This window comes from Turicibacter faecis (assembly GCF_037076425.1).
Taxonomy (GTDB): Bacteria; Bacillota_I; Bacilli_A; order MOL361; family Turicibacteraceae; genus Turicibacter; species Turicibacter faecis.
The window spans coordinates 1,212,996-1,227,113 of the sequence record NZ_AP028127.1; the positions used below are offsets into that span (position 1 = coordinate 1,212,996).

10 protein-coding genes are annotated in these 14,118 nt (G+C 38.0%); 2 read left to right on the top strand and 8 right to left on the bottom strand.

The features are described from left to right. Position 1: 1 nt before the first annotated feature. Together AACH31_RS05835 and AACH31_RS05840 are read right to left on the bottom strand one after the other, a co-directional pair. Entirely contained in the window at positions 2-865 is an 864-nt protein-coding gene (locus AACH31_RS05835) for a glycosyltransferase (RefSeq protein WP_161832482.1), read from the bottom strand. Further along, positions 858-3,350 (bottom strand): glycosyltransferase, encoded by a 2,493-nt coding sequence (locus tag AACH31_RS05840; RefSeq protein WP_338618078.1) that lies wholly within the window; start codon positions 3,348-3,350, stop codon positions 858-860. The genes AACH31_RS05835 and AACH31_RS05840 overlap by 8 nt, the downstream gene beginning before the upstream one ends. A gap of 405 nt (positions 3,351-3,755) precedes the next feature. Between AACH31_RS05840 and AACH31_RS05845 the strand changes: the two genes are divergently transcribed. Next, the gene (locus AACH31_RS05845) at positions 3,756-5,072 is read left to right on the top strand and encodes an ISL3 family transposase (RefSeq protein WP_338617171.1); all 1,317 of its coding nucleotides are present in this window, start codon (positions 3,756-3,758) and stop codon (positions 5,070-5,072) included. Between the two features lie 123 nt (positions 5,073-5,195). On the opposite strand, the gene AACH31_RS05850 is transcribed toward AACH31_RS05845, so the two are convergent. Further along, on the bottom strand, positions 5,196-6,746 hold the full coding sequence (locus tag AACH31_RS05850; RefSeq protein ID WP_161832484.1) for a hypothetical protein: 1,551 nt from the start codon (positions 6,744-6,746) through the stop codon (positions 5,196-5,198). Between the two features lie 139 nt (positions 6,747-6,885). Continuing rightward, complete coding sequence (locus AACH31_RS05855) at positions 6,886-8,178, bottom strand: Na+/H+ antiporter NhaC family protein (RefSeq protein WP_161832485.1); 1,293 nt, start codon at positions 8,176-8,178, stop codon at positions 6,886-6,888. Between the two features lie 327 nt (positions 8,179-8,505). Here AACH31_RS05855 and AACH31_RS05860 point away from each other — a divergent pair, with 327 nt between their 5' ends. Further along, positions 8,506-9,135 (top strand): HD domain-containing protein, encoded by a 630-nt coding sequence (locus tag AACH31_RS05860; protein ID WP_338617172.1) that lies wholly within the window; start codon positions 8,506-8,508, stop codon positions 9,133-9,135. A 166-nt stretch (positions 9,136-9,301) separates the two neighbouring features. On the opposite strand, the gene AACH31_RS05865 is transcribed toward AACH31_RS05860, so the two are convergent. The 4 genes from AACH31_RS05865 to AACH31_RS05880 all read right to left on the bottom strand — a co-directional run bounded on the left by AACH31_RS05865 (position 9,302) and on the right by AACH31_RS05880 (position 14,086). After that, positions 9,302-10,132, bottom strand: coding sequence for an energy-coupling factor transporter transmembrane component T family protein (locus AACH31_RS05865; RefSeq protein ID WP_262953957.1), 831 nt, complete (start codon positions 10,130-10,132; stop codon positions 9,302-9,304). Between the two features lie 2 nt (positions 10,133-10,134). Then, positions 10,135-11,832: an ABC transporter ATP-binding protein gene (locus tag AACH31_RS05870; protein ID WP_338617174.1), complete on the bottom strand. Its 1,698-nt coding sequence runs from the start codon at positions 11,830-11,832 to the stop codon at positions 10,135-10,137. 311 nt (positions 11,833-12,143) lie between these two features. Beyond that, on the bottom strand, positions 12,144-12,698 hold the full coding sequence (locus AACH31_RS05875) for an ECF-type riboflavin transporter substrate-binding protein (RefSeq protein WP_262953934.1): 555 nt from the start codon (positions 12,696-12,698) through the stop codon (positions 12,144-12,146). Between the two features lie 164 nt (positions 12,699-12,862). Beyond that, positions 12,863-14,086 (bottom strand): NAD(P)/FAD-dependent oxidoreductase, encoded by a 1,224-nt coding sequence (locus AACH31_RS05880; protein ID WP_262953935.1) that lies wholly within the window; start codon positions 14,084-14,086, stop codon positions 12,863-12,865. Positions 14,087-14,118 lie beyond the last annotated feature (32 nt).

Sequence of the window (14,118 nt, forward strand, 5' to 3'; positions counted from 1 at the left end):
TTCACGCCTCCACATTCTCTCTCTTCCAATTTTCATATAATTGATTAAACGTTTCTTTTAATCGCGGGTTGCGTTTAACCTTTTGACGGACAGGAGACAGATGGAGTTCTGAAAAATGAAGGTATTGTGTACGGTATTGATCATAGAGTCCCTTCGCTTTTAAATCCAATCTCACTAAAGCTAACGATTCAAAAATTTCAAGACAATGCTCATTTATCACATGGACAAGGCTATTTGGACGTTGATAATAATAATAATAGAGAGGTTCCTCTAACAACGTGATTTTTGGTCTAGCTAATAGTAAACGCAACGTGATGATGACATCCTCCGAATAAGATAGTGGGGGAAAATTCAATCCCGTTCCCTTTAAATAAGTATGTTTCATAAATTTCGCCCAAACAGCAGGAGCAAGTTGCGCGTTTAGGAAACAGAAAATTGGATCTCGGTTTATCTCATCCTCAGAAGTAAAAAATATTCGTAGGGGATGATCGCGTCCACCCTCTTTTAAAAAGGCCTGATAAATGACCATATCCGCCTCAGTTTCTACTGCCTTTTGATAAAGGGTTTCACAGGCTTTAGGGTCCAACCAATCATCTGCATCTAAAAATAAAATATACTCGCCCGTAGATTGGGCAAGACCGACTTCACGTGCTTTAGACGATCCTTGATTTTCTTGATGAATCACTTTAATCGATGGATACATTTGTGCTAACTCATCACATAAATTAGCGGTTTTATCGGTCGAACCATCATTAACAAGAATAATTTCAATCTCCTGAAGTGTCTGTTTTAAGACTGATGAAACACTTCTAATCAGATAATCCTCTACCTGATAAGCCGGGATAATAACACTCACCTTAATCACTATCTATTCCCTCCTTCTGCTCGATAATAAACTTTCCATTCAAATATTTCTCATGCCAATGCTGATACTGCGAATCAAATGCCGCCTTTAATTCTTGATTTTCTAGACATACTTTTTTTACAGGTGATAAGTGTTGGAATGCAAAGTTAATATATTCTTTTTCATAGCGATCATATAATTGACAACATTTTAAAACATTAGCCACTTCTTCTAAGGCCTTGAATATTTCTAAACGCGTTTCATTCACCGAATGAACTAAACTCCCTTCTCGTTGGTCATAATAATAAAATCGTTGATCACAAAAGCTAAGCTTAGGATGATATCGTAGTAAACGACTTGTTACAACAACATCTTCTGCATACGATATGTCGGGAAAATGAATCTGATGTTCATTCAAAAAACTTCGTTTAATAAATTTTGCACACATCGAAGGTTTAATTTTATCCTGTAGGAAATGAAGGACTGGTGTAGCTGCAATCTCTTCGGGACATCCACTAAAAATATTCAGTTCATACCCCTTATTTCCGATAACAAGTACCGCTTGAAAAAGGACAATATCCGCTTCTTCGAGCGTCGCTTGCGTATACAATTTCTCTAAGGCCTCCTTATCGAGCCAATCATCTGCATCAAGAAATAAAAGATATTCCCCCTTCGCCATCTGAACCCCGACTTCACGCGCTTTCGCCGATCCTAAATTACTTTGATGAATAACTTGGATATTTTGATAGGCCTTCGCAATATCATCACTTAGTTTAGCCGTTAAATCAGTCGACCCATCATCAACGATAATTATCTCTACGTCCTTGAATGTTTGCCGTAAAACCGATGACACTGATCTTAAGATATATTTCTCTACTTGATAAGCCGGAATAATAACACTCACTTTATATGGAGAATAATTCACTTGCTTCTTCCATTGAAAATCATCCACAATTGTTTGAAGAATATTTTCAAGTTGGGTGATCCCACGCTCAAAACTTAAAGACTGCGCTGTCTTTAATCCATTTTGAATGAGTCTCTCTCTTAACGCCGGATTCGTAAGTAACCGTGTTAACCCATCGGCCAATTCAGAGACTTGATGCGTTTGTGAAATAAGGGCATTTTTTTCATGTTGGGCGTATTGCATAATCCCTCCACAATTGGTTGCCACCACACATACACCTGAAGCCATCGCTTCTAGTGGCGGCATAGCAGCTCCTTCATAATCAGAGCAACTAAGTAAAATATCCGCCTCTCGATACACTTTTGCCAATTCTAGTTGAGAAACATTTACCTGATAATCAATCTCAAAAGGAACCGGACTAACTTCTGGTTTGACTTGACATGCCCACACTACTTTAAAACGTAATCCGCGATTCCAAACATTAACTAATACGGTTAAGGCTTTGACAAATCCTTTAAATTTTAGCACCGGATTTCCTACTAATAAGATAGTTAACTTTTCCTTTTCCTTTTTAACTTCCGGATAATAGAAAGACGTATCGATATAGATAGGAAAGATATATGAATTTTTTCCAAACCGAGTTTGAACAATATCATGCACGTATAACGAATTCGTCGCATAGTAAATGTCGTGTGAAAATTGTTTTTTTAATCTATTTCTTAGGATCACCTCAGATTGCAATGATTGAACATCACCATATAACGCCTCATGCCCTTGCTCCCAATAAAATACAGGGATGCGGTCACTGACCAATTCTTCAAACTCTCCGGTAAAAGTCGCAAATATAATATCGGCTTCTAAATCATCAGTTAAGTAAGGTTCGTAAGGTCGACGAATAATCTCCTCATCCGGAACGAAATCCTCAACCCATGTTGGTACAATACGATCATAATCTCCACGGATCATCAGTTTAATCCGGTATCCTAGTTTTTGTAAAAACTTCATTTGTTCGTATAAAATTTTAAGTCCTCCGGTTAACGATCGGTGAGTAATAACATAAAGGATCGTTAATGGATTCCTTGATTTCATCATGGGTTGTAAGGGTTTCACCGCTTTAGAAGTAGCGGGATAAATTTTAATTAATTTCTGATTTAGTTTAGGTAATCGATAGAATGAAATATCAAAAGATTTAAAATCCGGTATTGTCCACGTTTGATCCAAATTATCGTCTTTAACTAGGGCATAAATTAAAGAAACTCCACGTTGAATAAGCCAATGTAATAATGCTTCCCCCTCCTGTTTACTAAGCGTATTTAGCGCATCGGGAATAAGGACCACATCATACGCTTGATTCCAGTGCGTTTCATGCGTCCCCCCTAACGAGTGAAAAAAAATCTTTTCATAATAGCCTAAAACATTGGATGTCATCTCCCCACTATTTACAACACATAAATCAATCTTTTTATTATCTAAAAGATTTACACACCCTAACACCGGAGTGAATAAGGGCGAGGAATGAGTCACCTCAAGGATTCTAATTCCTTCAGGTAGTTCTAAAAATGGGATGACTTCCAAGGCAGCTTCCAAATTTTTCGTTTCCATTTTTCGCACTCCCCTCCTAACCTTCAATATATGACATTATATGAAAGTTCGCCAAAAAGTATCACTTTTTACCTCCAAATAAGCATCAATACTAGAACCCTTTCATAAACAAACATTATCAATAATAAACTGAATTTAGCGACCATTTCTCCTTCTCCCCTACAAGAGTTATCCAGACTCATGAGAATTAAACTCTTTCAAAAAACACCTAACCCTTCATGGAACGACCGCATTTTTCAATGAGAAATGTCGCTTTCATTTATATAAAAGGTTCTATAATTTTTGGTGTGGGTGGGATTACTCACACCTTTTTGATTGCCATAAATATTGAGACAAAAAAAGAGACATAGTCCCCAAAATCCTATACAATGTAATCGGCTAAAACAACACGAAAGGATTGGTTTTATGTCTCACACTAATTGTATCTCAACTTTACTTGATTTAAAAGATAAAAATATTACTTTTTCAAAAAATTGTATCCAAGAAACTCAGATTAAGAATGTTCGTTCTAAACTTATTTTGGGAACTCTTTCTTTTCAACCGACTCATTGCTACCACTGTGGTCATTCTTTTGACTCAAATATCATTAAACACGGCTTCAAAACTTCACGTATTAAGCTAGTCAAAACTTCACGTATTAAGCTAGTCAAAATTTCCGGATTTGATGCTTATCTAGACTTAAAAAAACAACGTTATAAATGCCGTCATTGTGACCGAACATTTACCCTAGAAACATCTCTTGTTAACCCTAATTGTTTTATTTCCACTCCCGTAAAACAAGCCATCTTTTTAGAAGCTAGTCATAAGAAATCCGAAACAGATATTGCACGTGAGCTTAACGTTTCTCATTCAACCGTTAACCGCGTCATTCATTCTTCCTATGAAGAACAGCCGCTTCCCTTTAATTCTCTCCCAAAAGTTCTTTGTTTTGACGAGTTTAAGTCGGTTAAATCGGCCGAGGGAGCAATGTCCTTCATTTTTTGTGATGCGTCCAATGGAAAGCTAATTGATATCGTTGAAGACCGTCGCTTAAGTACACTAAGGACTTATTTTATGCGATTTTCTAAAGCAGCTCGTGAAGGTGTAACCCACGTCGTCATTGACATGTACGCCCCTTATATGACACTCATTAAAGAGGTATTCCCTAAGGCTAAGATTGTTTTAGATAAATTTCATATCGTTCAACTAGTCTCTCGTGCTCTTAATAAAACACGCATTCGTTTCATGAATCAAAATAAAGAGTTTTATAATAAATTCAAACATTATTGGCGACTTCTCTTAAAAGCCCAAGAAGATCTTAATGCCACTCATTACTTCTATTCCAACTGCTTCAAAAAGATGATCTCTCAACAAGAAATTATTGACTTTTTATTAGCCCTAGACCCTGAACTAAAGGAGACTTATGATTTCTACCAAACTGTCCAACAGGCTATTAAACTTCGTAACCTTGAAATATTTCATCATGCCATTCAACACCCCTCTGATCTGCTTTCACACGAAATGAAAACAGCTTTAAAAACACTCACTCATTATCAAGATTATGTCAAAAATACTATCGAAACTCCTTATACAAATGGAGTACTCGAAGGAATTAACAATAACATTAAAGTCATTAAACGTATTGCCTTCGGATACCGTAGTTTCTACCATTTCAAAGCAAGAATTTTGATTATTCATAAATACACTTTTGAACAAAAAAAGAAGAGGAACCAAGCCGTCTAAAGAATGGCCTAATTCCTCTTGATTACATGTATAGATTTTATTCACCCACACGATTTGACAAAGAACCATATAAAAAAGCCCCTTAGTTTCATAGCTAAGAGGCTTTGTTTTATTCTTAGGTCATTAAATATCTTCTAATTGTTTCGCAATCTCTTTGACAATAAGATCAACATTTGTCATACTCAACGATTTTTTCTTGATCTGAGGACAATGTTTATCTAGCTTTCGCGTCATTCCATGATTTAAAATATTTGTTAACAAAATGGCTAATTTTACGCCATTAAAATATTGATCATTATATCGTTTATCAACCTCAAAATACTTACAATTTGGAAGAATCTTTTTTAATTTTTGAACCGTTGGAGTTGCGCCCCCGACAATCATCACCTCAGGGCAATTTATTTTCTCAATGTCGAGCGCCTCATCCACAACAATCTCCGTCATGTGATTCACCGATGGAGACCCTTCCTTTATGGATAGCTTGAGTGTTGCATATTCTCCCTGTAAACTGATTAACTCCTGTTCCAGACGCTCCTTTTCTTTTAAGGTTGTTATGAGCGTCGATTCTAATTCCTTCATTTTTGTTTTATTAGCTTTTTCCAAAGCGTCTTTTTGCTTACCTAATAAAGATTTTAAATCGGTATTCATCTCTTTTACCCGTGTTAATTCGTGTTTAAGGCGGTTCACCTCTTTTTCTAATTGTTTAGAAATAGATGGATCCTTCGTATGGCAGGACTGTAAAAAAAACTCCCGATTTTTTTGCATAATATTACTTAGGACAAAGTACGGTAATAATTCATATAACGATTGTTCAAAAGCGACGAAAATAGGCATCGGTAATACAAATTCACCTAACCGTACCGTCTGCTCCTCATCCGTTCCATACTCCTCATCTTCATCCGTGCAAAGTAGCAATGCCACCAACTGATAAACGTCTGCTTGTGTTAAGCGATAATCCATCTTCTGTGTCCATAACCCTAAATCTTTTAACCATTGAATCACTTTATGAGATTCAGCTGATTGGAAAAACGACTCCAGTTTGGCATTCAAAAAATCAACCACATTTTTCCCTAAATAGTCAGAGTATCCGCGACAAAAGCTTTTAATTCGCTTTGAGAAGAGCGAGTTGGATTTGACCAATTGATTTTTCAAGTAAAAATAACTTTCTTCCTCGAACTCAAAAAAGATTTGTTCCTTTTCTAATACACTCTTTTTTAATGTATTAAACGTGTTTTTTACCTCGTAGTTGACCCCCTGTTTTTCTAGAAAAAAATCAAGCACAGACAAATAAATTAAAAACTCCTGTTCATCAGGTTTTTCTTGATAGATAAATTTTTTAAGCTCTACTTCCTTTAGCACAGGATGCTTTCCAAGCTTGTTTTTTATCTCTTTATAAAAACGCGGATTTTGTTTATATAATTCATCAAATAACGCATTGAAAATAGTCTGATCGTCGTTTGCTGCTTCAAACAAGCAATAGGCAAACTTCACTTTATATTCTTCCTTTAACAATGGCCTTTCCAAACACACATGACGATAATACTTATACTTATCCCGGCGTTGCCAAACAAGTGGAAATCGATGATATAACCCTTCAATTGTTGAAAAATTATATCTTGCTAACACATAGGCCAAAAAGACTTCCCGATTTTCAACCAATCGAGTTCGTCTCATCCTCTCTATCCCCCTTTCTTTTTAACAGTATATGTGTATTCATCAGGTAAATATGCGTTAAATAGGCGCATTTTCCCACTTATTTCAACGGCTCGGTTACCAAAAAAGGACAGTATACGCGATACTGCCCTTAAACGCTTTATTTTTTTAATTTTGGAAATCCGAAAATAATCGCCAAAATTCCGAATACACCCATTAGCATTGGATAATGAACATATTTTACAATTTCCATCGGAGAAATAGCTGCAAGACCTGCCGCCCCTAAAATTTGCGCTCCATACGGAATAAGCCCTTGCCAACACGATGAAAAAATATCAAGTAAGCTTGCACTACGACGCGGATCAATTTCATACTCCTCAGCAATTTCCTTTGCCAATGGTCCTGCCATGACAATGGCAATCGTATTATTCGCTGTTGCTAAATCCATCACACTCACGAGCGTTGCAATACCAAATTCTGCTCCTTTTTTAGAGCGAACGCGTGATTTGATCAAATACAATAAATAATCAATTCCACCATGATGTTTAATGAGTTCTAACACACCACCTACAACTAAACAAAGTAAGGCTAACTCCTGCATCCCCGCCATTCCCTGTGAAATAGCGTCAATGAATTGTTGTAACGTCAAGGCATGTGTCATAAATCCAATCACCCCTGCGAGGGCCACTCCGCTTCCAAGTAAAATAAAGACATTGATTCCCATTAAAGCCCCAACTAAAATACATAAATATGGAACAACCTTTAACCACTCAATTTGATACACAGCATCCAGCGTAACCTCATACTGTGAGGTTAACGCCAGTAAAATAATCAGGGCTAAAATCGCAGCGGGTAAAACAATTAAAAAGTTAACTTTAAACTTATCTCTTAATTCACACCCTTGCGTTCTCACCGCCGCAATTGTCGTATCTGAAATAATAGATAAATTATCTCCAAACATTCCACCACCGACGATGGCTCCAACGACAAGTGCAACATCAATTCCCGTTGCCTGCGCAACACCAAGTCCAACAGGCGTTAAAGCCGTGATCGTTCCAACCGATGTTCCCATAGAAACGGAGATAAATCCTGCAATAATGAATAGTCCAACCACCACTAAATGAGGTGGAAGCAACGATAAGCTTAATTGTACAGTCGCATCAACGCCCCCCATCGCTTTGGCCACACCGGAAAATGCGCCCGCCAATAAAAAAATCATGACCATCATCATAATACTTTCTTGGCCAGCACCCTTACAAAATATACCTACCTTTTCATGAAACGACTGTTGACGATTCATGACGAACGCGGCAATTGACGAGAATAAAAATGCTACAAGAACGGGCATCGAGTAGAAATCTCCTGTCATGATTCCGCTTCCAATGAATAAAATTAAAAAGAGACCAAGTGGCAATAACGCCCATGGATTTCCTTTCCTTTGATCTGATTTCATCACTTTCCTCCTCCTAAGGTTCTAAACCTTTCCTACCAATCTACGCTTCCTTTATCAGACAATGGAATATGAATTAAGAGTGAGAGACGTTTAAAAAAGGAATCTAAACCTGTTTACCTTGTAAACGATTTAGCTAGACCATCCTTTGTCTTGCACATCCTCTATATCGAATCTTTCAGTTGCCATATGAAATGTAGAAAGCACTTCTGTTTATATGGTTTATATATAGTTTACTGATGAGTGTATTTTTTGTCAACATTTGCACCTTAAGTTTCGAAGCGTTTGTCCCATATTTTAAAAACATATGAAGAAAGGAGTATCGATTTTATGAGCATTAAACAAACTATCTTAGGTCGCCTTCATCAAGTGAATCGAGAGGGAATATACGAACTGATCCATTTTTTAACCCAAGAAAGTGATTATTTTACGGCACCAGCGAGTGTCAAAGGACACGGTAACTATCCCCATGGACTTTCCATTCACTGTCATAACGTAGTAGAATTATTACTACAAAAAAATGAGATGTTTCATCTCGGACTTTCACGTGAAACCATCTATTTAGCCGGCTATCTCCATGATCTATGTAAGGTTAACGTCTTTCATCCGACACTCAAGCTTAAAACTAATCAAAAGGGAGAGCGTGAATGTTATTTTACTTACGAGTATATCGACGAACTACCGCTTGGACACGGTGAAAAAAGCGTCATGATAGCCCAGCAATATATTCGACTCACAATTGAAGAAATCATGCTCATTCGATGGCACGCTGGACCGCATACGATATGTGACAACACTTACCGTTACGATCAAGTGCTTAAGCTTTATCCTAGCGTCAAAGCCATTTACACGGCCGATGAAGAAGCAGCAACATTTTTAGAGAAGGTAAAAGACGCCCCCACTTTTCAAATCAGCGTCTTCTATAATTGGAAGAAGAATGGCGTCCTCCCAAAAGTATAAGAAATTCTAAGGTAGAAGAAGAAGGCGTTTTAACGCGTTCATTTAACCGACTCGTTATATCTTTATAAAATACTAAAAACCACTCGTCTGCGGGAGTGGTTTTTAGTATTTTATAAAAATTAGTCCCCCTTCTAAGCGGAGGACAACATGACTTGAATAGATCAACCTAAAGAAATGGATTATAAAAACGTGAACCATTAGAAAACGTAATCCATAAAAAGAGAATCATCAGCCCCCCCATTCCTAAAAGGGCAAATCCATCCTGTTTTCGAAACGGGCGTTCACTATAAAACGTCCGTTTTTTATACTTTCCAAATGAACGTAACTCCATGGCGTAACTAATCGTTTCTATTCGATCAAGGCTTGTTAACACAAGAGGCATTAAAATAGCTCCCATATTTTTAAGACGCTTTAATAATTTTTCATTTCGTGATAAATCAATCCCGCGTGCTTGCTGGGCCTGTGAAATCTCAATAAAATCCCGTTGAATATCTGGAATATAACGCATAGCAATCGCAACGGAATACGCAATTTTGTAACTCACTCCAATCTTATTGAGGGAAGCCGCAAACTCGCTTGGATGCGTCGTTGCTAAAAAAATCAACCCAATTGGAATAATTGTTAAGTACTTTAAGGTCATATTGAACTGATAAAACAACTGTTCCCACGTCAGCGTATACGGTCCGATTAGTTTTACCAGATCATGTCGGGTATGATAAATATGAACCCCCTCATAAGGAGAGAACAAAAAAACGGCTAGATTATTAATCACTAAAAAAGCTAAAATAAAGTAAAACACAAAGGCAATCTCTTTAAAATCGATTCTTGAAATCTTAAACATTAAATAGCTTAAAAAAAGCATGACCATTAACACACGCGTATCGTAACTTAACATCGCTGTCATCGACCACATTAGAAAACAAAGGAGTTTCGTACTTCCCGTCAACCGATGAATCCACGAGTCTTTCTCAATATAAGCGAGTAATTTTGGACTCAAGCTTATCTCCCTCCTTTCTCATGGGTAATAAATTTATAAATAAAGGCTTCTGGATCGACACCAGTCGCGTTAGCCAATTCATAAAGAGAGGTTTGTTTTAAATGAGCCGCCTCTATTAACGCCGGATCACTCATCACCTGATAAGTGGGTGCATCACCAATTAAACGTCCCTCAGCCATCACAAGCGCACGGGTTGTATATTCAAGCATCAGATGCATATCATGTGTAATCATTAAAATCGTCATTCCACGCTCATTGAGCGTTTTTAAAAATTCCATGATTTCAGTGTAATGCTTTAAGTCTTGCCCAGCAGTTGGTTCATCCAAAATTAAAATATCTGGATTTAAGACTAGAATTGCAGCAATACTAACCCGCTTCTTTTGTCCGAAACTCAAAGCGGAAATCGGCCAATTGCGGAAAGGATACAACCCACAAATTTTTAATGTCTCATAAACTCGACGCTTGATTTCCTCCTGATCAACGCCTCTTGCGACAAGTCCAAATGCCACCTCATCAAAAACCATGGTTTTTGAAATCATTTGTCCAGGGTTTTGCATCACCAGACCAATTTTACTTGCACGTTCTTTAATCGTCGCCTGGGTTAAATCTTCGCCCTTAAACCAAATGTGACCGGATGATGGTTGGTAGAACCCACTAATAAGTTTAGAAAGGGTCGATTTCCCTGCTCCATTTCGCCCAACCAAACTGACCATTTCCCCACGGTGAATTTCAAATGAGACTTGATTTAGCACCTGATGGGTCGGTGAATAGCCAAAACTTACCTCATTAAAAGATAAAATAACGTCAGAATGCTCTCGCCCAATCGGTGCTGTTGTTGTTTCAAACCAATCTTTTAATCGATCGATACATCCCGTTAAATCCATGGTGGATAGAGACTGTGGATTCATCGATTCATGAATCTCACACCCTGCTTCTTTTAGCGCACTTATATAAAGCGGTTCTCGAATCATCACCTCTTGAAGCAAAGGAGAAGCCAATAATTGATTAGGCGTTAAATCTCCTACAATTTCCCCATGATTCATCACAATAATACGATCAACCTTCTGCGAAAGAACATCTTCTAACCGGTGCTCAATCATGACAATGGTCTTATTTGTTCGTTGGTGGATTTCCTCAATAAGGGCCATCGTTTTCACTCCAGTTGCTGGATCTAGACTCGCTAACGGCTCATCAAATAATAAAATATCAATGTCATCGACCATCACACCAGCAAGCGTCACCCGTTGCTTTTGTCCTCCTGAAAGTTCATGAGGAGAGGCTGACAATTGAGTATCTACATCGACAAGCTCAGCAACTTGTTGAACCATTTGCTCCATTTGTTTCTTATTGACGTTTAAATTTTCTAATTTAAACGCAATATCTTCTCCGACTGTCAACCCAATAAATTGGTCATCTGGATTTTGTAATACCGTTCCCACAACCATTGATCGTTCAAAAATGGATTGCGTAAGGGCATTTTGTCCTTTAATTTTAAAAGATCCCGTTGTTTCTCCACGGTATACATGAGGAATTAACCCATTAATGCAATGAGCCAACGTACTTTTTCCTGATCCCGATGGCCCAACGATCAGGACTTTTTCACCTTCATAAATCGTTAACTGAATATGCTTAAGGGTTGGACATGATTGGACATGGTACTGAAAGCTAAAATTTTCAAATTCAATCATCGGTTTTTTCATCCGTCCCATCCTTTCTCTCGACTCTAACAACTACATTTAACATCTCTATAAACCATAGATTTTTACCATAAAAGAATAAACGATACACTAAATCAAAAAGAACGCCCGTTTAATTAGCGTCAACCTTCATATTATAACACACCTTTGTCGAATAACACATAATTTTGTTCTTTAAATGCGTGAAACATGGATTTTAAAAAACCATGATAACTATCATCATGGCCAAATGCTTCCTCCTTTAATCACGATTTAACCTTTTAACATAAAAAAAGTGATCCTTTCTTGAAGAATGAATCACTTTGTACTGATGGCTAATCTTCCATCGTTAGACTTCCCTTTTTTACCCGCGTCTTCGCATAAGCATTCACTAAAAGCGAACCTAAAATTCCAACCGTTATCATATTCGCACATCCGGCTACCATCCCTTGTAGATAAACTTTATCCAAAGGTTCAGCATAAATAAGTACATCAAGCGTTGGGGCGACTAAAAACCACCCAACAATATTAGCCATAATTTGCGCCCCATTAAAAAGGATTAGCTCTTTTAACCCAAAATAACCATCCTCAATTTTGAGCAAACGGGATGCCAATCCAAGAACTAGGCCAATCATCGCTGAGGCGATAATCCAACTGAACCAAGGGGACCCAAAAATAAGAACATCCTTTAAAAAATGGCCGATGAATCCCGTCGCAAAACCAGCAAGGGGACCATAAAGCACCGCAATCAATGCTAAAACAGCATAAGCTGTTTCTAAACTTGTATTTGGAATTCCTGAAGGGATGGATGCAAATCGAGAAAGCACAACAAAAATTGCCGCGCCAATCCCAATCGCAACCACGGTTTTAATGGAATGAGTTTTTTTCATATTGGTAACTCCTTTTAAACGACAAATTTCTCCATCTCTATATCAACATCACTATTATTCTACCTTTTAGCTAATCTATGATATAAGAAACTTTTTAAAACTTATCTTTAAGTATAGCTATCCCCTTTTGTTCTGTCAATGCTATCTCACCGAACTTAGGGTGTTTACTGTTCACTAATGGCCTTTGCCGCCAAATAGGCCATCGACATCGCTGCCTGAATATTATATCCACCAGTGTCACCGTCAATATCTAGCACTTCCCCGACAAAGTATAAATTGCTAATCTTTTTCGACTCCATCGTTTTTGGCTTAATTTCTTTAAGGGATACCCCTCCCGTTGTCACCATTGCCACATGGTACCCACCGAGTTCCTTAACTTCCATCTCATATTCGGTGAGTGTTGTCAATAACTTTTGTCGCGTTGCTTTCGTTAACTCCGCACACTTCAGCTCTTCGCCTATTCCACATAATTCAAGAACTTTATCCGCAAAACGCTTCGTTAATGGAAGGTCACGTACCACGGTTTTTACGAGTGTCTTCTTTCCTTCACTTAATCGTTTCGTTAATTTGCTTCTAAACAACTCAATTGAATCGGCTCCAACAAAGTTACACTTAATCACATCCCCCGCTTGCATATAACGCGAGTAATTAATAATGCCTGGTCCTGAGACCCCTGAATGCGTCAATAAGAAGTCCCCTTGATAAGCTCCTAACTTCTTACCTCCACGCCAATGCGTGTATGATAACGCTTCAAACGACGTTCCTGACAAATCAGACCATTCATAATTCTTGACTTTAAGTGGCGTTAACGCCGGTTTCGTTGGAATGATTTTATGGCCAAATCGCTTCGCGAAGACATAACCATCTCCCGTTGAACCGGTATGCGGATAACTAAGCCCACCCGTTGCCACAACGACGACGCGACTCTCAAAGCACTCCTTTGAAGTCCTCACCATAAAAGTCTCATCGTTCTTTAACACCTCTTCGACAGCTTGCTCATAAAGAATCTCAATCCCTCGTCGCTCACATTCAGAAAGCAAGACACGGAGCACATCTTGCGATTTCAATGATTTTGGAAAAACCTTTCCCTTGTCCGTCGTCACAAATTCTAATCCTCTTTTTCTAAAGAAGGAGAGCAACTCCTCATTAGAAAAAGCGAGGAGCGCCTGCTTTAAAAAACGGGCGTTCTCACCATAACATGTTAAAAAATGAGCCATATCTCCTGCTTGTGTAATATTACATTTCCCAGCACCGGCCATCAACAGTTTTCGACCACATGATTTATTTTTTTCTAAAAGGGCAATTCGCTGACCTTTTTTAGCACATTCAATAGCGGTAAATAATCCAGCGGGTCCGCCACCTATCACGATCACATCATAATGTTTCAAGCATCTATCCTCCACCGACATTTGACTTTTTT

Coding starts and splice junctions, on each gene's coding strand:
- AACH31_RS05845 (WP_338617171.1), top strand. CDS start 3,756: ATGTCTCACACTAATTGTATCTCAACTTTACTTGATTTAAAAGATAAA.
- AACH31_RS05840 (WP_338618078.1), bottom strand. CDS start 3,350: ATGGAAACGAAAAATTTGGAAGCTGCCTTGGAAGTCATCCCATTTTTA.
- AACH31_RS05875 (WP_262953934.1), bottom strand. CDS start 12,698: ATGAAAAAAACTCATTCCATTAAAACCGTGGTTGCGATTGGGATTGGC.
- AACH31_RS05855 (WP_161832485.1), bottom strand. CDS start 8,178: ATGAAATCAGATCAAAGGAAAGGAAATCCATGGGCGTTATTGCCACTT.
- AACH31_RS05850 (WP_161832484.1), bottom strand. CDS start 6,746: ATGAGACGAACTCGATTGGTTGAAAATCGGGAAGTCTTTTTGGCCTAT.
- AACH31_RS05860 (WP_338617172.1), top strand. CDS start 8,506: ATGAGCATTAAACAAACTATCTTAGGTCGCCTTCATCAAGTGAATCGA.
- AACH31_RS05870 (WP_338617174.1), bottom strand. CDS start 11,832: ATGAAAAAACCGATGATTGAATTTGAAAATTTTAGCTTTCAGTACCAT.